This window comes from Citrobacter sp. TBCS-15, assembly GCF_005280815.1.
In the GTDB taxonomy this organism is placed as follows: domain Bacteria; phylum Pseudomonadota; class Gammaproteobacteria; order Enterobacterales; family Enterobacteriaceae; genus Citrobacter; species Citrobacter werkmanii.
Genome location: NZ_SZWK01000312.1, coordinates 107,749 through 127,059, shown reverse-complemented (window position 1 = coordinate 127,059; position 19,311 = coordinate 107,749). Strand labels below are relative to the sequence as shown.

Below are 19,311 nucleotides of genomic sequence, written 5' to 3'. Positions count from 1 at the left end.
GGAAATTTAAAATAACTTTCCGAGTGCGTATTTTTTCACCAAAAATAACTAAAGTGCCAGTTTTTCGAGCGTTTTGAAGCCATAACGTTGCAGCACGGGCAATAATTGTTCGGCTTCTGTCGTCATTGCCATACAGAATGCGACATTCTCATCGGTTGATTTCGCGTCCGGTGCTTCATGCTCTAATAACCAGGCCGTGCGACGTGCAATCGCGGCACCCGAATCCACCAGTCGCGTTCCCTCGGGCAGGACCTGTAAAAGCTCTTCCTGTAATAGAGGAAAATGGGTGCAGCCCAGCACCACCGTGTCGGGTGGTTCCGACATCCGCAGCCACGGACGTAGAATGCGACGCAACTCCTCCAGAGAGACCTTTTCGCCGTGCAGCTTCGCTTCCGCCAGTTCCACCAGCTCGGCGGAACCCAACATCGCAATCTGACATTCGTTAGCAAACCGTGCAATCAACTCATGGGTATACGAGCGCTTCACCGTCGCACGTGTAGCCAGCAGTCCCACAACGCCATTCGCCGTGAGTCGCGCCGCCGGTTTAATAGCAGGAACGACGCCCACAACCGGGAAGGCAAATTTCTCTCGTAACGCAGGAAGCGACACGGTGCTTGCAGTATTACACGCGATGACCGCAAGAGAGAGGGGATAGCGCTGCTGGACCGCAGTCACAATCTCAACAACACGCTCGACGATAAATTCCTCGCTCTTCTCACCATAAGGAAAGGCGACGTTATCAAAAGCGTATATATAGTGGAGATCCGGCAGGAGACTGCGGATCTCATTGTAGACCGACAACCCACCGACGCCGGAATCAAACACCAGCACGGTGGGACGTGGATCAGAAGGTGTAGCTGCCAGACAAGGTGTATTCCCGCCCTGCAGTTGCGTAGCCATAAACTGTCTCGTAATCTTTATCGAACAGGTTGGCGATTTTACCACGAACAGTCAGCTGTGAGGTGATTGGATATGCCACTGTCAGATCCCACAAGCTTACTCCACCCATTTTTACCGGTTGATTGGTGACGAAGTCCTTGTCGTATCGCGTTCCTAAATACTGATACGTTAAACCCCAGTCAAAATCGTAAACCTGCCAGTCAAGCTGATACTTCACCTGCTGCTTTGAACGACGCGCCAGCGGTTTATCGGTAATCGCATTACGTGCATCAACGTAATCGTAGCTCAGCGTGTGCGCCAACGGCCCAGTGTCGAAGTTCGCTGTAGCCTCAACACCTTTAATACGTACTTTGCCTTCGTTATAGTATTTTTTGGTGTGGGGGTTGTAATCGATCATGTTATCGATATCGTTGCGATACCCTGACAAACGCCAGTTCACATCCGCCGTTAGCCCTTCAAATGCCCCTTCCCACTGTTTGCTCTCTTCAGGATCCAGATGGGAATTTCCGTACATGCCATACAGTTGTCCCAGATTAGGTGCCTTGTAAGAGGTGCCGTAGGAGGCAATAAAACGATAGCCTTCGACAAACTCCCAGCCAGCGCTGGTTTGCCATGTGCCATGACGACCAAATTGGGAATTGTCATCACTGCGCGCCGCGCCTTCGAAAGTGAAATCACCCAATTGCTGTAATCCCGTCAAGTAGAGACCGGTATTCCGCTGGTCGTAACCGTCCGTGACATACCCGGTGCCAGGCTCCGTAGTTTGCTTTTGCCAGTCTACGCCAGCGCCCACGTTACCGTGACCAACCACCATGCTGTTTGACCACTGCACATTATATTGCTTCATCTCATCCAGCGTGGCCGAGGAGTCATAGCGGCCATAATCCGGATCATAGTTGTAGTCTTTACTGTGGCTATAGCTGGAAACCAGCTGCGACTGGATCAACTCACCATTGAATCGCAGTCCGGCATCCCAGCTTTGGCTATAGAGTTTCCGGGTATCCACTAACGGCGTCCCCGGATAATAACCCGAGTCATAATCTGTTCGGTTATCATAACCGTAACCGCGAACAAACCCGCTCCAGGTGTCAGAGAAGTTGTGTTCCAGCGCGCCATACAGCGTCTTACTTAAGAAGCCGTCTTTGTCGGGCTGGGCCTGTGTACCGGTACTACCGTAAGCCACGACATCAAAGCCTTTGGTATAGGCATAATCGCCCATCAACGTGACGCGCGTATTTTCGCCAAGCTGTTGTTGGGTTGAGACATCGTAATTCTGGTAGCCATTGCTTCCCACGCCAGCGGTCAGTTCCGTCCCCGGCTTTTCGCGCGTGGTAATGATATTCACCACGCCGCCAATCGCATCAGAACCATAAATAGCCGAACGCGGTCCACGAATGTACTCAATACGTTGTACCAACGATACCGGGAACTGGCTAAGATCGGCTGCGCCGCTAACCCCTGCCAGGTTAAGCCGCACACCGTCAATCAGCACCAGAACATGGCTGGCGTTGGTGCCGCGAATAGAAATAGACGAATTTTGTCCCATACCACCGTATTGGGCGATATCCACGCCTGGCAGGCGACGAAGCACATCATTCACGGAGGTGGATTGCCAGCGATCGATATCCTGACGCGTAACAACGGTGATAGGAGCAAGTACTGCGCTACGAGGCTGCTGAAAACGGTTGGCAGTGACGACGAGAGTATCTGGGCTAGCATCCTGCGCCCAACCAGAAAATGCCGTGACGGAAAGTGCCGTCCACAGCAACGATTTTTTAATCATTGTAAAGCATCCACAATATAAGAAGGATGCCGCAGGTCCCACCGATAGTACGCGATGATGAAAACCAGATGCGACGTTAGCCGGCAGGTCTTCGGGCTTGGAGGCGACTTAAAGAGACGATGACTTCCCACGGCAAGCCGCAGTGTCTGCACCAGGTGCGCTCATCTCCCACCTTCCTTACCGCTGCGCGTCAGCTCCAGATTCACACTGGATTCCCTTTTAACTCACAGGACCGGAAAACGGATGCTACAGTTTGTTACAACCGACTGTCCAGACCACGCATCACAATATCGGAAATCATCAATGACTGGACATCTGTTGAGCAATCCCTACAATCCCCGCGTACTTTTATTTTTCAGGACGCATCATGACCCCCGAACATCTTCCGACAGAACAGTACGACGCGCAGTTAGCTGAAAAAGTGGTGCGTCTGCAGAGCTTAATGACACCGTTTTATGCACAGGCTCCGGAAGTGTTTCGCTCACCGGTCAGTCACTACCGTATGCGCGCCGAATTCCGGCTGTGGCATGACGGTGATGACCTGTACCACATCATGTTCGATCAACAGACGAAAAGCCGTATTCGCGTCGACAGCTTCCCGGCGGCCAGCGAGCTTATCAACACGCTGATGACGGCAATGATTGAAGGGGTACGCGATAACCATGTCCTACGCCACAAACTGTTCCAGATTGATTACCTCACCACCCTGAGCGATCAAGCGGTGGTCTCGATGCTGTACCATAAAAAGCTGGATGACGAATGGCGTCAGGAAGCCGAAGCGCTACGGGACGCGCTGCGTGCGCAAAACCTGAACGTGCATCTGATTGGCCGGGCCACCAAAACCAAAATCGAGCTGGACCAGGACTATATTGACGAACGCTTGCCAGTCGCGGGGAAAGAGATCATCTATCGCCAGGTTGAGAACAGCTTCACCCAGCCGAATGCCGCGATGAATATTCAGATGCTGGAATGGGCGATTGATGTCACCAAAGGTTCTAAGGGCGACCTGCTTGAGCTGTACTGCGGTAATGGCAACTTCTCATTAGCCCTCGCGCAAAACTTCAACCGCGTGCTGGCGACTGAAATCGCCAAACCATCCGTGGCGGCTGCCCAGTACAACATTGCAGCTAACCATATTGATAACGTACAAATTATCCGCATGGCGGCAGAAGAGTTTACTCAAGCGATGAATGGGGTTCGCGAGTTCAACCGTTTGCAAGGGATCGATCTGAAGAGCTACCAGTGTGAAACCATTTTCGTTGACCCGCCGCGTAGCGGTCTGGACAGCGAAACGGAGAAAATGGTACAGGCGTATCCGCGGATTCTGTACATATCCTGCAACCCGGAAACGCTGTGTAAGAATCTGGAAACGTTAAGCCAGACGCACAATGTTTCACGTCTGGCTCTGTTCGATCAGTTCCCGTATACGCACCATATGGAGTGTGGCGTGTTACTGACCGCGAAGTAAGTGATGTCCTGGCCGGGCTTGCCCGGCCTACAAATATTATTCCGCAATTTCCTGCTTACGGTTACGCACTTTAAAGCCGATCCAGAACACCAGAATCACCGACAGTACCGCCGGGAAGAAGTTAGAACCAATATCCGGATATTCAGCGCGTACCACGGTGCTGTACAACAGAACGCCGAGAATAAAACAGGCGGCGGCCAGGCCTGGTAGCCCCACAGGCATGGTGCGGTTCTGATAGCGTTGATGCAGACAATAAACCGTCAGCACCAACGAAATAATCGGGAATACTGAGAATGGCACAATGGAGCTAAACAGCGCCGCAAATGTACCATTGATCGATAAGCCAGCAACCAGCGCCAGCAGCAGCGTACCTTTATCTTGACCTGACTGTTTCATTGCTCGTCCTTCTCGTTACTCGGAGTGGTGCGTCATCTTCTCTTGTTCACGGCGGTACCAATAAAATGCGCCTTTCGCGATCATGCGTAGTTGCAATACCAGCCGCTCTTCCAGTTGTCGACGCTGTTCAGCGCCAACATCCAGTGCTTCTGCCCCGGCGCTGAACACAATCGTTACCATGGCTTCGGCCTGCGCTTCAGTAAACGCACGAGGCATATGGTTTTCGAGTTCCAGATAGTCCGCAAGTTCCGCAATGAAGTGCTGAATTTCACGTGCGACCGCTGCACGAAACGCTGCGGAGGTTCCCGAACGCTCGCGCAATAATAAACGGAAGGCGTTGGGATTGTTGCCGATGAACTCCATAAATGTTGAGACCGAGGTACGGATCACACTCCCGCCTTTGGCGATACGCTGACGCGCCTGACGCATCAACTGACGCAGCATCAGACCACTTTCGTCCACCATCGTCAGCCCGAGCTCATCCACATCGCGGAAATGGCGATAAAACGAGGTTGGCGCAATGCCCGCTTCACGAGCAACTTCTCGTAAACTGAGACTGGCAAAACTACGCTCAGCACTGAGTTGACTAAATGCAGCCTCTACCAGCGAACGCCGGGTTTTCTCTTTTTGTTGCGCTCTAACGCCCATCACGATGTCTGAATCCTTCCACATACCTTGCTGGCACTATACCAGAGATTAGGCTGTTGGCATGGCTTTGTTAATGATTGTTTACGCGCAGTTTGTGCTTCGACTTCGCAAAAAAGCACAACGATAATTGGGTTATCCCGACAACGATGTTACTATTCTGTTGCTTTTATGTATAAGAACAGGTAAGCCTGACCATGTCACATTCCTACGATTACGATGCAATAGTAATAGGTTCCGGTCCCGGCGGCGAAGGCGCTGCAATGGGTCTGGTTAAACAGGGAGCGCGCGTCGCGGTGATTGAGCGCTATCATAACGTCGGCGGAGGCTGTACCCACTGGGGCACCATCCCGTCGAAAGCACTCCGCCACGCCGTCAGCCGCATTATTGAATTCAATCAGAACCCACTTTACAGCGACCATTCCCGACTTCTCCGTTCTTCCTTCGCCGATATTCTTAATCATGCTGATAACGTGATTAATCAGCAAACGCGCATGCGGCAAGGTTTTTACGAGCGTAATCACTGTGAGATTTTGCAGGGAAATGCCCGTTTTGTTGACGAACACACTATCGCCCTGGAATGCCACGACGGCACGGTGGAAACGCTGACCGCGGATAAATTTGTGATCGCCTGCGGTTCACGCCCTTATCGCCCTGTTGACGTCGACTTTTCGCATCCCCGGGTTTATGACAGCGACTCCATCCTGAGCCTACACCACGAACCTCGCCACGTTCTGATTTACGGCGCGGGGGTGATTGGCTGTGAATATGCGTCGATCTTCCGTGGAATGGACGTCAAAGTTGATTTAATCAACACCCGCGATCGTCTGCTGGCGTTCCTTGATCAAGAGATGTCCGACTCGCTCTCTTACCACTTCTGGAATAGCGGTGTGGTTATTCGCCACAATGAAGAGTACGAGAAGATTGAAGGTTGCGATGACGGCGTCATCATGCACCTGAAATCTGGTAAAAAACTGAAGGCTGACTGTCTGCTGTACGCCAATGGCCGCACCGGTAATACCGATTCGCTGGCGCTGGAAAATATTGGTCTGAAAACCGACAGCCGTGGACAGCTCAAAGTAAATAGCATGTACCAGACGGCGCTGCCGCATGTATATGCTGTAGGGGATGTGATCGGCTATCCGAGTCTGGCATCGGCGGCCTACGATCAGGGACGTATTGCCGCCCTGGCACTGGTGAAAGGCGAAGCCACCGCGCATCTGATCGAAGATATCCCAACCGGGATTTATACCATTCCTGAAATCAGCTCCGTTGGTAAAACCGAACAGCAGCTTACGGCGATGAAAGTCCCATACGAAGTCGGCCGCGCCCAGTTTAAACATCTGGCACGTGCGCAAATCGTGGGCATGAGTGTCGGCACGTTGAAGATTCTGTTCCATCGCGAAACCAAAGAGATTCTGGGGATCCACTGCTTTGGGGAACGTGCAGCCGAAATTATTCACATCGGTCAGGCGATAATGGAGCAAAAAGGTGGTGGTAACACCATCGAGTACTTCGTTAACACCACCTTTAACTACCCAACCATGGCGGAAGCCTATCGGGTAGCGGCGCTAAATGGCTTAAACCGCCTGTTTTAACGCACTGTCGAAATGGCCATCCATTGATCCACGGATGGCCTCTGCCAGCTGTTCATAACGGCTGCGCAGCGGCGAACCTGGACGATACACCAGGCCAATCGTACGGCGCGGTTCTGGCTTAATGCATGGCAGATAGACAACACCATCACGCTTACGCTCCGACGGAACAGCCAGCGCAGGCAGTAACGTAATACCGCTACCTGCCGCCACCATATTGCGCAGCGTTTCCAGACTGGTTGCCCGGAAATGGGTATCTTCATCCGCACCGGCTTCAAAGCAGAAGCCCATGGCCTGATCGCGCAGGCAGTGGCCATCTTCCAGCATCAACAGTTTTTCACCCGCCAGATCGGACATCGGTACACAGTCACGGTTTGCCCACGGATGATCTTCATAGATCGCCAGCATCATAGGCTCATCAAATAACGGAACTTCGATGAATGCCTCACTCTCTTTCACCAGCGCCAGAATGACGCAGTCGAGCTTACCGCTATCCAGTTGCGCCAACAGCTGATGCGTCTGCGCCTCATGCAGATACATTTCCAGTTTTGGGAAGGTCTGGTGCAACATAGGAATGATATGCGGCAGTAGGTATGGCCCCACCGTTGGGATCAAACCAATATGCAGCGGGCCAGACATCGTCTCGCCTTGTTGGCTTGCCATCTCCTTGAGCACTTTGACCTCGCGCAGCACGGTGCGCGCCTGATCCACCAGCAGCAGACCTGCCTGAGTGAACAGCACCTTACGACTCGTACGCTCCAGCAGCATGACGCCCAGCTCATCTTCCAGCTTACGGATCTGTCCGCTCAGCGTTGGCTGGCTCACGTGGCAGGAGTCTGCCGCCCGTCGGAAGTGACGATGTTCGGCAAGCGCCACCAGGTATTCAAGATCACGAATATTCATTATTCATCCTCCATCGCCACGATAGTTCGTAGCGATAGGTAGCATAGCAACGAACGATTATCCCTATCAAGCTTTCTGTTTAATAATGCACCACAGAAACGGAACGGTACCCCTTTAACCCTTGAAGCTACTGTCCGTTTAGAGAGTTTCTCTCATACTCGAAATAACTAAAGCCAACGTGAACTTTTGCGGACCTTGCGTCCGCATTTTTTTTGCATAAAAAAGCCCGGCGTGATGCCAGGCTCTGATGACCATTTGCCTGATGACGCTACGCATATCAGGCTTACAAAGACAAAGGTTACGCCAGACGCGCCTTCGCGTAATCAATCGCCTGTGCGACCTGCTGTGGCGACACGCCGCCTTTCGCCGCACGTTTGTCCAGACACGATTGTAGAGAAAGGATCGGATAAACGTCATCGCCAATAACCGGACTGAACTTCTGTAAGTCGGTCAACGACAACGCTTCCAGAGGTTTGCCCTGGCGAATCGCCTCAACCACCGTCTCGCCCACAATGTGGTGCGCTTCGCGGAACGGAACACCTTTCGCTACCAGATAATCCGCCAACTCAGTGGCGTTGGCATAACCCTGCTGCGCCGCTTCCTGACAACGCGGACGTTTCACCTGAATGCCATCCAGCACCAGCGTGGCCATATGCAGACAATCCAGCCAGGTGTCGAGCGCATCGAACAGCCCTTCTTTGTCTTCCTGCATATCTTTGTTATACGCCAGCGGTAGGCCTTTTAAGGTCATCATCATCCCGGTCAACGCTCCCTGCACACGACCGCATTTACCACGGATTAATTCCAACGCATCCGGGTTTTTCTTCTGCGGCATCAGGGATGAACCAGAGGTCACTCGATCGGACAGCTCGACAAAGCCCGCTTCACCGGTATTAAAGAAAATCAGGTCTTCAGCAAAACGCGACAGGTGCACCATGCCGATAGAGGCGTCGGAGAGTAACTCCAGCACGTGGTCACGATCGGAAACGCTGTCCAGACTGTTGCGCGTTGCCGAAGCAAAGCCCAGCCAGCCAGCCAGTTGTTCGCGATCGATTTCATATGCCGTACCCGCCAGCGCGCCGCAGCCCAGAGGACTGACGTCCAGACGCTTAAGCGCATCCTGCAGACGGCTCTCATCACGCGCCAGCATTTCCACATAGGCCAGGCACCAGTGGGCAAACGTCACCGGCTGCGCACGTTGCAGGTGGGTGTAACCCGGCATCACGGCGTCCTGGTTATTCTCCGCCGTCACCACCAGCGCACTTTGCAACTGACGGTTGGCAGAGAGTAATTCAATAACCGTGTCTTTACACCACAGTTTAAGGTCGGTCGCGACCTGATCATTACGGCTACGCCCGGTATGCAGTTTTTTACCAAGCTGGCCGACTTTATCAATCAGCTTACCTTCCACCCAACTGTGAATATCTTCGGCATCGCTTTGCAGGATCTGTTGCGGATTAGCACGAACCTCTTCCAGCAGCGTGTTCAGCGCCTCTTCCAGTTGTAGCTGTTCATCGGCAGTCAGTACGCCGACCGTTACCAACGCTTTGGACCAGGCCACAGAGCCGACAATATCCTGTTCTGCCAGGCGGTAGTCAAAACGCAACGAGTCGTTGAACTGTTTGAACCGCTGATCTGCTGCCTGTGTAAAACGCCCACCCCAAAGTGCCATAACATGCTTCCTTAAATTCTTTTAATTTCAATGCCGGATGGCGCTACGCTTATCCGGCCTACAGGTTCTGTTCACGTAGGCCCGATAAGGCGTAGCCGCCATCGGGCATACAAATACTTAAGCCAGAATACGGGTACCGATAGGCGTGCCGTTAAACAACGCCGGGAGTTGCTCAGCATGACGCCAGGAGGCGATATCCACCGGGCGGCCCAGCGTGCGTGCGGCATCCAGCGCCGCATTGACCTTCACGATCATGCCATCGGTAATAATCCCCTGGTCGATCAACTGCTCCGCTTTCGCGGCGGTCATTTCGGCAATGCGCTGACCTTTACCATCCAGAATACCACTCACATCAGAGAGCAGGATCAGATCCGCACCCAACGTTGCCGCCAGCGCTGTTGCCGCCTGATCGGCGTTAACGTTCATCAGCAGTCCATCTTCAGTGACGCCAATGGAGCTGACTACCGGCAGAAAGCCGCTTTCCAGCAGCGTGTTAATTAGCTTAGGCGAACCCGGTTGCGCGAGTCCAACATGACCTAGCTCTTTATCGAGCGGCGTCACTTTTACGCTGTCGCCATCGCCAAGATACAGGCCCACAGAGGCGATTTGATGTTTTTTCGCCCAGGCCAGTAAGGTTTTATTCGCCGTACCCGCCAGGGCGCCAGTGATAATGTCTATCTGATCGGCAGGGGTGACGCGCAGACCGTTTTTCTTTTTCACCGGCAGATTCAACTGCTTCATTAGTTCATCAACCACGCAGCCGCCGCCGTGCACAATAATCAGCGGACGCTGATGCGACTCACGATAATTCACCAGGGCGGTAAACAGTCGCTCCAGCGCCTCTTCGCTATCAAGTAAAACACCGCCCAGCTTGATAATTAATGGATTCATTGTTGCACCCTTAAATAAGAGACTGCGTTTCAGCAAAGCCGAAACGGATATTTGCGCACTGCATCGCCTGTGCCGCCGCGCCTTTTAATAAGTTATCTTCGGTCGCCACCACGATCAGGTGCTCTCCCTGCACGGCGAACCCAATATCACAAAACGGTAAGCCCACCACATTCTTCAGGGCCGGAACGCCTTTATCGTACAGGCGTACCAGTGGTTTATCACCATACGCTTGTTGCAGTGTCTGGGCCACCTGCGCATGGGTTACGCCCGCTTTCAGACGGCAGGTGATCGTTTCCAGAATTCCGCGCGGGAAGTTCCCCAGATGCGGGGTGAAGATCACTTCCGCACCGAGGTGAGTTGCGATTTCCGGCTGATGACGATGGGTAAACACGCCATAGGGCTGCAGGCTCACTTCGCAAAAGCTGTTCGAGATAGCCGCTTTACGGCCTGCCCCGCTGACGCCGCTGGTAGCGTTAATCACCGGCCACTGGCTGAGATCCAGCAGCCCAGCGTCAATCAGAGGTTTCAGCGACAATTGCGCCGCCGTCGGATAACAACCTGGTACGGCAACCAGATTTGCTTCTTTCAGTTGCTCTGCGCTCCACTCCGCCAGCCCGTAAACCGCCTGCTCCAGCAGGTCGGGGTGCTGATGGGTAAAGCCATAATATTTTTCATAGAACGCGCCATCGTTAACACGAAACGCGCCTGAAAGATCAAACACCACACATCCGGCCTGCAAAAACTGCGGGGCCAGATCATGACTGACCTCATGCGCTGTGGCGAGGAACACAATGTCCACCCCTGCGCTAAACTCGCTGATATCCGACATTGGCTGCAACGGTAAATCAACAATGCCTTTCAACTGCGGATGCAAATCGGAGATGAGTTTTCCTGCATCATTGCTTTGCGCTGAGACGGTCAAAGCGGTTATGTTCATATCAGGATGGCGATTTACATAGGTCACAAGCTCTGCGCCAGCATAGCCGCTGGCGCCCACAATCAGCGTATTCAACATCGGGGCAGCTCACCTTCTTAGATTCTGTTGCCAGGTATAAGCCTTTATCACCTCACCTTACACTTGGTGGGTTTTATTACGCTCAACGTTAATGTATTTTTATTCACAAATATTGCATGAATATTGATACTATCATGACCCGAGGTGTGTCAACAATGAAAAACAATTTACCGCCATTTATCGAGATTTACCGCGCTCTGATTGCCACGCCATCGATTAGCGCCACCGAAGAAGCACTGGATCAAAGCAATGCAGGTTTAATCACTCTGCTGGCGGGCTGGTTTAAAGATTTAGGCTTCAATGTAGAGGTTCAGCCGGTTCCCGACACGCGCAATAAATTCAATATGCTGGCGAGCATTGGACAAGGGGCTGGCGGTCTGTTGTTAGCGGGTCATACCGATACCGTGCCGTTTGACGACGGACGCTGGACACGCGATCCGTTCACTCTGACCGAGCATGACAATAAGCTCTACGGCCTGGGTACGGCAGATATGAAGGGCTTCTTCGCGTTTATCCTCGACGCGCTGCGTGACGTGGACGTAACGAAGCTGAAAAAGCCCCTCTACATTTTGGCCACTGCCGACGAAGAGACCAGCATGGCGGGAGCGCGCTACTTTTCTGAAACCACCGCTCTGCGTCCGGACTGCGCGATCATTGGCGAACCCACCTCCCTGCAACCGGTGCGTGCGCACAAAGGGCATATCTCTAATGCAATTCGCATTTTGGGGCAGTCGGGTCACTCAAGCGATCCAGCGCGTGGCGTCAATGCGATTGAACTGATGCATGATGCCATCGGCCATATCATGACTCTGCGCGATGACCTGAAAGAACGCTATCACCATGACGCTTTTACCGTTCCGTACCCGACGTTAAATTTGGGTCATATCCACGGTGGCGACGCCGCCAACCGAATCTGCGCCTGCTGCGAGCTGCATATGGATATTCGCCCGCTGCCCGGCATGACGCTCAACGATCTTAATGGTTTACTTAACGATGCGCTGGCCCCTGTCAGCGAGCGTTGGCCGGGTCGCCTGACGGTGTCGGAACTGCATCCGCCTATTCCTGGCTATGAGTGTCCGCCAGACCATCAGTTGGTTGAAGTCGTCGAAAAACTGCTGGGAGCGCAAACGGAAGTGGTGAACTACTGCACTGAAGCGCCGTTTATCCAGACGCTTTGCCCGACGCTGGTGTTGGGCCCAGGCTCCATTAATCAGGCACATCAGCCAGATGAATACCTGGAAACACGCTTCATTAAGCCAACTCGCGAATTGATCACCCAGGTTGTGCATCATTTCTGCTGGCATTAATCGTTTATAACCTTGCTCATCCTTCAGCGGCGAGCAAGGTCATTTATTAACATTTTCATAAGCACAGCTTATTTGATTCGATGTGAATTAAATAACGTAAATTCCCGCCATTTTTTCGTTTGCTGAACCGATTTCGCAGCAATTGACGTCACGAGTTTTACGTGGCTTTATAAAAGACGGCGAAAAAATTAAGTCCGGAAAATTTCACGTTGCAGCAGTGTTGACGGCGGCGCGAAAGATACAGGACATTTACAAAAGAGATGGGGTGTCTGGGTTAATATGAACGAACAATATTCCGCGTTGCGTAGTAATGTCAGTATGCTCGGCAAAGTGCTGGGAGAGACCATTAAGGATGCGCTGGGAGAGCACATTCTTGATCGCGTAGAAACAATCCGTAAGCTGTCCAAATCATCCCGCGCTGGCAATGAAGTCAATCGCCAGGAGCTACTCACTACACTGCAAAACCTGTCTAACGACGAGCTGCTACCGGTTGCCCGTGCGTTTAGCCAGTTCCTGAACCTGGCTAACACCGCCGAGCAATACCACAGCATTTCGCCTAAAGGCGAAGCAGCCAGCAACCCGGAAGTGATTGCTCGCACTCTGCGTAAATTGAAAGACCAGCCCAATCTCGATGAAGCCACCATCAAAGAAGCCGTGGAGTCACTCTCCCTGGAGCTGGTTCTGACTGCCCACCCGACAGAAATCACCCGTCGTACGTTGATCCATAAAATGGGTGAAGTAAACGCCTGTCTCAAACAGCTTGATAACAAAGATCTCGTCGATTATGAACGCCATCAACTGATGCGCCGTCTGCGCCAGTTGATTGCCCAGTCCTGGCATACGGATGAGATCCGCAAGATACGCCCAAGCCCGGTCGATGAAGCCAAATGGGGCTTCGCCGTGGTCGAAAACAGCCTGTGGGAAGGCGTGCCGAACTATCTGCGCGAACTGAACGAACAGTTAGAAGAGAATCTGGGTTATAAGCTGCCCGTTGATTTTGTTCCGGTTCGCTTTACCTCCTGGATGGGCGGCGACCGTGACGGCAACCCGAACGTGACGGCGGATATCACCCGTCACGTGCTATTGCTCAGCCGTTGGAAAGCCACCGACCTGTTCCTGAAAGACATTCAGTTTCTGATCTCTGAACTGTCGATGGTGGATGCCACGCCGGAACTGCTGGCGCTGGTAGGTGAAGAAGGCGCAGCAGAACCATACCGTTATCTGATGAAAACCCTGCGTTCACGTCTGATGGCAACTCAAGCCTGGCTGGAAGCCCGTCTGAAAGGCGAGAAATTACCGAAACCTGCCGGCCTTCTCACCCAAAACGAACAGCTCTGGGATCCGCTGTACGCGTGTTATCAGTCTCTGCAAGCCTGTGGCATGGGCATCATCGCCAATGGCGAACTGCTCGACACCTTGCGCCGCGTGAAATGTTTCGGCGTGCCGCTGGTACGTATTGATATTCGTCAGGAAAGTACCCGTCACACTGAAGCGCTGGGCGAACTGACCCGGTATCTGGGCATTGGCGACTACGAAAACTGGTCAGAAGCGGATAAACAGGCTTTCTTGATCCGCGAACTGAACTCCAAGCGTCCGCTTCTGCCACGTAACTGGGAACCAAGCAATGATACCCGCGAAGTGCTCGACACCTGCCGCGTCATTGCCGAAGCTCCGTATGGCTCCATTGCCGCCTATGTTATCTCGATGGCGAAAACGCCGTCCGATGTATTGGCCGTACATCTGCTGTTGAAAGAAGCCGGGATCGGTTTTGCTATGCCGGTTGCGCCGCTGTTTGAAACGCTGGACGACCTCAACAATGCTGATGACGTCATGTCCCAGCTCTTGAATATCGACTGGTACCGCGGCTTTATTCAGGGCAAACAAATGGTCATGATTGGCTACTCTGATTCCGCAAAAGACGCGGGCGTGATGGCGGCCTCCTGGGCGCAATATCAGGCCCAGGACGCGCTGATCAAAACCTGCGAAAAAGCCGGCATCGAGCTGACGCTGTTCCACGGTCGCGGTGGTTCCATTGGCCGCGGCGGCGCGCCTGCGCATGCCGCACTGCTTTCTCAACCGCCAGGCAGCCTGAAAGGTGGCCTACGCGTGACGGAACAAGGGGAGATGATCCGCTTTAAGTACGGCCTGCCGGAAGTCACCATCAGCAGCCTGTCGCTTTATACCGCAGCCATCCTGGAGGCCAACCTGTTACCGCCGCCAGAGCCGAAAGATAACTGGCGCCATATCATGGATGAGCTTTCTGATATCTCGTGTGAGCTCTACCGTGGATATGTACGTGAAAACAAAGACTTCGTCCCTTACTTCCGCTCCGCAACACCAGAGCAGGAACTGGGTAAATTGCCGCTCGGCTCACGTCCGGCAAAACGCCGCCCGACTGGTGGGGTAGAGTCTCTGCGCGCCATTCCGTGGATCTTTGCCTGGACGCAAAACCGCCTGATGCTCCCGGCATGGCTGGGTGCTGGCACCGCGCTGCAAAAAGTGGTGGAAGACGGTAAGCAAAGCGAACTCGAAGCAATGTGCCGCGACTGGCCATTCTTCTCCACACGCCTTGGCATGCTGGAAATGGTTTTCGCTAAAGCAGACCTGTGGCTGGCTGAATACTACGATCAACGTCTGGTCAAAAAAGAGTTGTGGCCGCTCGGCGAAGAACTGCGTCAGCGCCTGGAAGCAGATATCGACGTCGTGCTGGCGATTGCCAATGATTCACATCTGATGGCCGACCTGCCGTGGATTGCCGAATCTATCCAGTTAAGGAATGTTTATACCGATCCGCTGAACGTTTTACAGGCAGAGCTGTTACATCGCTCGCGCCTGGCGGAAGAGCAAGGCAATGCGCCAGATCCACGCGTTGAACAAGCGCTGATGGTAACTATCGCTGGTGTTGCCGCCGGTATGCGTAACACAGGCTAACGTCCCCTCCCGTCGCCTTCGTGCTATTGCGTGAAGGCGACATCAAAAATCGCTGTTATAACTGCTTCATTTTCAATATATTCCCGCCTGTATATATTCACTCAATGAATATATAAACAACAGAACACGATACTAACATCGTGATGCTTCACTTCCTCTTAAGGTTTAGCCGCTACTCTTGGCGCTACGATTAAAGACAGGCTCACACTATGCAATCCTTACAACCCCAGTCTAAACCTGCATTTAGCTGGAAAGCCCTGGGTTGGGCGCTCCTCTATTTTTGGTTTTTTTCCTCATTACTGCAGGCCGTTATCTATTTTAGCGGCTACAGCGGATCTACCGGTTTACGCGACTCCTTGCTATTCAGTTCGCTATGGCTGATCCCTGTATTCCTGTTTCCAAACCGTATCCGCGCGATCGCTGCCGTTATTGGCGTCATGCTATGGGCGGCCTCGCTGGCGGCTCTGAGCTATTACGTCATTTATGGACAAGAGTTCTCGCAAAGCGTTCTGTACGTAATGTTTGAAACCAATGCGAACGAAGCCAGCGAATATCTGAGCCAATATTTCAGCCTGAAAATTGTGTTAATCGCGCTGGCGTATACGGCAATGGCGATTCTGCTGTGGACGCGTCTGCGCCCTGTTCATATTCCATCGCCCTGGCGCTATCTGGTGTCTTTCGCACTGTTATATGGCTTGATTCTGCACCCAATGGCGGTTAACACGTTCATCAAACATAAACCGTTTGAAAAAACGCTGGATGGTCTCGCTTCGCGGATGGAACCCGCCGCACCGTGGCAATTTATCTCCGGTTATTATCAGTATCGCCAGCAGTTAACCGCACTGAATAGCCTGCTGAATGAAAACAATGCCCTGCCGCCGCTGGCCAACTTTAAGGACCATTCCGGTGACGCACCACGTACATTAGTGCTGGTAATTGGTGAGTCAACGCAGCGTGGTCGAATGAGCCTGTACGGTTACCCACGCGAAACCACACCGGAACTGGATGCGCTGCATAAAACCGATCCTAACTTCACCGTTTTCAATAATGTCGTGACCTCACGTCCGTATACCATTGAAATCCTGCAGCAGGCGCTGACCTTTGCCAACGAGAAGAACCCGGATCTGTATCTGACCCAGCCATCCCTGATGAACATGATGAAACAGGCGGGTTATAAAACATTCTGGATCACCAATCAGCAGACAATGACTGCCCGCAACACCATGCTGACGGTGTTCTCTAAGCAGACAGATAAGCAGTTCTATATGAACCAGCAGCGTACGCAAAGTGCGCGCGAATATGACAGCAATGTGCTGGCGCCATTTAAAGAAGTCCTGGCCGACCCGGCACCGAAAAAATTCATCATCGTTCACCTGCTGGGTACCCATATTAAGTACAAATTCCGTTATCCGGATGGTCAGGGCAAGTTCGACAACAATATCGACAACGTTCCCGCTGGTTTGGGTAATGATGAGCTGGAAGCCTACAACGATTACGACAGCGCGAATGTCTACAATGACCACATCATTGCCAGCCTGATCAAAGACTACAAAGCGACCGATCCGAACGGTTTCCTGCTGTATTTCTCCGATCATGGTGAAGAGGTGTACGACACGCCACCGCATAAAACGCAGGGCCGTAATGAAGACAATCCGACACGCCATATGTATACGGTGCCGTTCTTATTATGGACCTCGGAAAAATGGCAGGCCGCGCATCCTCGGGACTTCTCGCAGGATGTGAATCGTAAATACAGCAGCTCAGAGCTAATCCATACCTGGTCTGATTTAGCAGGCTTCACTTACGATGGCTTCGATCCAACGCGTTCCATTACCAGCCCGCAGTTCAAAGAGACGACTCGCTGGATTGGCAATCCATACAAGAAGAATGCCCTGATTGATTACGATACCTTGCCTTACGGCGATCAAATCGGTAATCAATAATCCCACACAGGCCACTCTTTAAGAGTGGCCTTTTTTTATGATGGCGGTTACTGTTCTCCCTGTCTGCTGCCTGCAAGGGATTAACATGTATCACGACATCAGCCATCTTCTCGCCCGCCTGATTAACGGCCCCACACCGCTGCGCCAGATTTATTTTGCCAGTACCAGTAGCCCAACGCCGGAACTGGCATATCAGGTTGATTTTCCCCGGCTGGAGATTGTGCTGGAAGGTGAGTTCACCGATAACGGCGTTGCAGGCGCTCCCGCGACGTTACTCCCTGGCGATGTACTGTTTGTTCCGGCTAGCGGCTGGAACTTCCCCCAGTGGCACACACCGGTGACCACACTCAGCATCCTGTTCGGCAAACAGCAATTGGGTTTCAACGTCGTTCAGTGGGACGGCAAGCAATATCAAAACCTCGCCAGGCAGCATGTCGCACGGCGTGGACCGCGTATTGGCTCTTTCCTGCTACAAACGCTTAATGAAATACAGATGCAGCCGCAGGAGCAGCAAACGGCCAGACTGATCGTCGCGAGCTTACTGAGCCACTGCCGCGATCTGCTCGGCAGCCAGATCCAGACCGCGTCGCGCAGTCAGGCGCTGTTCGAAGCCATTCGCGACTATATTGACGAGCGCTACGCTTCGCCGCTTACCCGGGAATCAGTCGCGCAAGCGTTCTACATCTCGCCCAATTACCTCTCCCATCTGTTTCAAAAAACGGGCGCCATCGGTTTTAACGAATACCTGAACCACACGCGACTTGAACACGCGAAGACGCTGCTGAAGGGTTACGAGCTGAAGATCAAAGAAGTGGCGCACGCCAGTGGGTTTGTTGACAGCAACTACTTCTGCCGCCTGTTTCGCAAGAATACCGAACGTTCGCCCTCAGAATATCGCCGGCAATATCACAGCCAGTTGACGGAGAAAGCGATCCGCCAGCAATAAAGAAGATAAAAACAACATTAACTGGATTTTTGTAATATCAAAAGCTAACTCACCATCCCCATCACCGCAACAAACCCTATCCGTAGCTGACATGTGAAGTAAATCTCACTTTTATAGATACATTACATTTATCCAGCTTTTGACAGATTTGTCAGATAGCGCGATGCGGCAAAACGCTCTTATCCTGTGCACAACAACGCATTCCGGCAACGGGCTGCTCACGCAAAATTAAGAGGGTGTTTTGTATGGAACTTTACCTTGATACCGCCAACGTCGCGGAAGTTGAACGTCTGGCCCGCATCTTCCCTATCGCGGGGGTCACCACCAACCCAAGCATTGTGGCGGCAAGCAAAGAATCCATCTGGGATGTGCTGCCGCGCCTGCAAAACGCCATTGGCGAAGAGGGCATTCTTTTTGCCCAAACCATGAGCCGCGACGCGCAGGGCATGGTGGAAGAAGCTAAACGTCTGAGCAATGCCGTACCGGGTATCGTGGTGAAAATTCCCGTTACTGCTGAAGGTCTGGCCGCCATCAAGTTACTGAAAAAAGAGGGTATCACCACCCTGGGAACCGCCGTGTACAGTGCTTCGCAAGGTCTACTGGCCGCGCTGGCTGGCGCAAAATATATCGCGCCTTACGTTAACCGCATTGACGCTCAGGGCGGCGACGGGATCCGCACGGTACAGGAACTGCAAACGCTACTGGAGCTACATGCGCCAAACAGCATGGTACTGGCGGCCAGCTTTAAAACCCCGCGTCAGGCGCTGGATTGCTTACTGGCAGGATGTGAAGCAATCACCCTGCCCTTAGACGTAGCGCAACAAATGCTCAATACCCCTGCGGTAGAGTCAGCAATAGAGAAGTTTGAGCAGGACTGGAACAACGCATTTGGTCACATCAACCTGTGAGGGAAATA

The 19,311-nt window shown here is 52.7% G+C and carries 15 protein-coding genes and 1 riboswitch; of the genes, 7 read left to right on the top strand and 8 right to left on the bottom strand.

All coding sequences use genetic code 11. From position 1 onward, the window contains the following. Positions 1 to 48 precede the first annotated feature (48 nt). Entirely contained in the window at positions 49 to 900 is an 852-nt protein-coding gene (gene murI / locus FDW96_RS22775; RefSeq protein WP_042313333.1) for a glutamate racemase, read from the bottom strand. Then, positions 845 to 2,683 carry a TonB-dependent vitamin B12 receptor BtuB gene (gene btuB, locus FDW96_RS22770; protein WP_042313335.1) on the bottom strand — a complete coding sequence of 613 codons (1,839 nt, stop codon included), beginning with the start codon at positions 2,681 to 2,683 and terminating at the stop codon, positions 845 to 847. Before btuB ends, murI begins: the two co-directional genes overlap by 56 nt. Positions 2,684 to 2,747: 64 nt before the next feature. Beyond that, positions 2,748 to 2,935, bottom strand: a riboswitch (cobalamin riboswitch). A gap of 115 nt (positions 2,936 to 3,050) precedes the next feature. On the opposite strand from btuB, the gene trmA reads away from it, so the two are divergent. Then, on the top strand, positions 3,051 to 4,151 hold the full coding sequence (trmA, locus tag FDW96_RS22765; protein ID WP_042313337.1) for a tRNA (uridine(54)-C5)-methyltransferase TrmA: 1,101 nt from the start codon (positions 3,051 to 3,053) through the stop codon (positions 4,149 to 4,151). Positions 4,152 to 4,187: 36 nt separating this feature from the next. Here trmA and FDW96_RS22760 read toward each other — a convergent pair whose 3' ends face one another. After that, positions 4,188 to 4,547: a YijD family membrane protein gene (locus tag FDW96_RS22760; protein WP_003825114.1), complete on the bottom strand. Its 360-nt coding sequence runs from the start codon at positions 4,545 to 4,547 to the stop codon at positions 4,188 to 4,190. A gap of 15 nt (positions 4,548 to 4,562) precedes the next feature. After that, entirely contained in the window at positions 4,563 to 5,198 is a 636-nt protein-coding gene (gene fabR, locus FDW96_RS22755) for an HTH-type transcriptional repressor FabR (RefSeq protein ID WP_003028862.1), read from the bottom strand. A gap of 191 nt (positions 5,199 to 5,389) precedes the next feature. On the opposite strand from fabR, the gene sthA reads away from it, so the two are divergent. Then, a complete protein-coding gene (gene sthA / locus FDW96_RS22750) occupies positions 5,390 to 6,790 on the top strand; it encodes a Si-specific NAD(P)(+) transhydrogenase (RefSeq protein WP_042313339.1) in 1,401 nt (466 codons plus the stop codon). Here sthA and oxyR read toward each other — a convergent pair. The 4 genes from oxyR to argC form a co-directional block, all read right to left on the bottom strand. Beyond that, complete coding sequence (gene oxyR / locus FDW96_RS22745; RefSeq protein ID WP_038636079.1) at positions 6,773 to 7,690, bottom strand: DNA-binding transcriptional regulator OxyR; 918 nt, start codon at positions 7,688 to 7,690, stop codon at positions 6,773 to 6,775. The genes sthA and oxyR overlap by 18 nt on opposite strands. A 298-nt stretch (positions 7,691 to 7,988) precedes the next feature. Then, positions 7,989 to 9,362, bottom strand: coding sequence for an argininosuccinate lyase (gene argH, locus FDW96_RS22740; protein ID WP_137366354.1), 1,374 nt, complete (start codon positions 9,360 to 9,362; stop codon positions 7,989 to 7,991). Positions 9,363 to 9,479: 117 nt separating this feature from the next. Continuing rightward, positions 9,480 to 10,253 (bottom strand): acetylglutamate kinase, encoded by a 774-nt coding sequence (gene argB, locus FDW96_RS22735; RefSeq protein WP_042313345.1) that lies wholly within the window; start codon positions 10,251 to 10,253, stop codon positions 9,480 to 9,482. A 10-nt stretch (positions 10,254 to 10,263) separates the two neighbouring features. After that, entirely contained in the window at positions 10,264 to 11,268 is a 1,005-nt protein-coding gene (gene argC, locus FDW96_RS22730) for an N-acetyl-gamma-glutamyl-phosphate reductase (protein ID WP_137366353.1), read from the bottom strand. Positions 11,269 to 11,423: 155 nt separating this feature from the next. On the opposite strand from argC, the gene argE reads away from it, so the two are divergent. The 5 genes from argE to fsa all read left to right on the top strand — a co-directional run bounded on the left by argE (position 11,424) and on the right by fsa (position 19,303). Further along, the gene (gene argE / locus FDW96_RS22725) at positions 11,424 to 12,575 is read left to right on the top strand and encodes an acetylornithine deacetylase (protein ID WP_047025879.1); all 1,152 of its coding nucleotides are present in this window, start codon (positions 11,424 to 11,426) and stop codon (positions 12,573 to 12,575) included. A gap of 279 nt (positions 12,576 to 12,854) precedes the next feature. After that, on the top strand, positions 12,855 to 15,506 hold the full coding sequence (gene ppc / locus FDW96_RS22720; RefSeq protein ID WP_079225698.1) for a phosphoenolpyruvate carboxylase: 2,652 nt from the start codon (positions 12,855 to 12,857) through the stop codon (positions 15,504 to 15,506). A 209-nt stretch (positions 15,507 to 15,715) separates the two neighbouring features. After that, positions 15,716 to 17,449: a phosphoethanolamine transferase CptA gene (locus FDW96_RS22715; RefSeq protein ID WP_042313354.1), complete on the top strand. Its 1,734-nt coding sequence runs from the start codon at positions 15,716 to 15,718 to the stop codon at positions 17,447 to 17,449. Between the two features lie 85 nt (positions 17,450 to 17,534). Next, the gene (locus FDW96_RS22705) at positions 17,535 to 18,395 is read left to right on the top strand and encodes a helix-turn-helix domain-containing protein (RefSeq protein ID WP_061382559.1); all 861 of its coding nucleotides are present in this window, start codon (positions 17,535 to 17,537) and stop codon (positions 18,393 to 18,395) included. Positions 18,396 to 18,640: 245 nt separating this feature from the next. Further along, a complete protein-coding gene (gene fsa, locus FDW96_RS22700; RefSeq protein ID WP_137350363.1) occupies positions 18,641 to 19,303 on the top strand; it encodes a fructose-6-phosphate aldolase in 663 nt (220 codons plus the stop codon). Positions 19,304 to 19,311: the final 8 nt, after the last annotated feature.

Bases quoted from the DNA above. Each gene is read 5' to 3' on its own strand.
- argE (WP_047025879.1), top strand. From the start codon at position 11,424: ATGAAAAACAATTTACCGCCATTTATCGAGATTTACCGCGCTCTGATT.
- FDW96_RS22760 (WP_003825114.1), bottom strand. From the start codon at position 4,547: ATGAAACAGTCAGGTCAAGATAAAGGTACGCTGCTGCTGGCGCTGGTT.
- argH (WP_137366354.1), bottom strand. From the start codon at position 9,362: ATGGCACTTTGGGGTGGGCGTTTTACACAGGCAGCAGATCAGCGGTTC.
- sthA (WP_042313339.1), top strand. From the start codon at position 5,390: ATGTCACATTCCTACGATTACGATGCAATAGTAATAGGTTCCGGTCCC.
- trmA (WP_042313337.1), top strand. From the start codon at position 3,051: ATGACCCCCGAACATCTTCCGACAGAACAGTACGACGCGCAGTTAGCT.
- murI (WP_042313333.1), bottom strand. From the start codon at position 900: ATGGCTACGCAACTGCAGGGCGGGAATACACCTTGTCTGGCAGCTACA.
- argB (WP_042313345.1), bottom strand. From the start codon at position 10,253: ATGAATCCATTAATTATCAAGCTGGGCGGTGTTTTACTTGATAGCGAA.
- FDW96_RS22705 (WP_061382559.1), top strand. From the start codon at position 17,535: ATGTATCACGACATCAGCCATCTTCTCGCCCGCCTGATTAACGGCCCC.
- FDW96_RS22715 (WP_042313354.1), top strand. From the start codon at position 15,716: ATGCAATCCTTACAACCCCAGTCTAAACCTGCATTTAGCTGGAAAGCC.
- argC (WP_137366353.1), bottom strand. From the start codon at position 11,268: ATGTTGAATACGCTGATTGTGGGCGCCAGCGGCTATGCTGGCGCAGAG.
- ppc (WP_079225698.1), top strand. From the start codon at position 12,855: ATGAACGAACAATATTCCGCGTTGCGTAGTAATGTCAGTATGCTCGGC.
- fsa (WP_137350363.1), top strand. From the start codon at position 18,641: ATGGAACTTTACCTTGATACCGCCAACGTCGCGGAAGTTGAACGTCTG.
- oxyR (WP_038636079.1), bottom strand. From the start codon at position 7,690: ATGAATATTCGTGATCTTGAATACCTGGTGGCGCTTGCCGAACATCGT.
- btuB (WP_042313335.1), bottom strand. From the start codon at position 2,683: ATGATTAAAAAATCGTTGCTGTGGACGGCACTTTCCGTCACGGCATTT.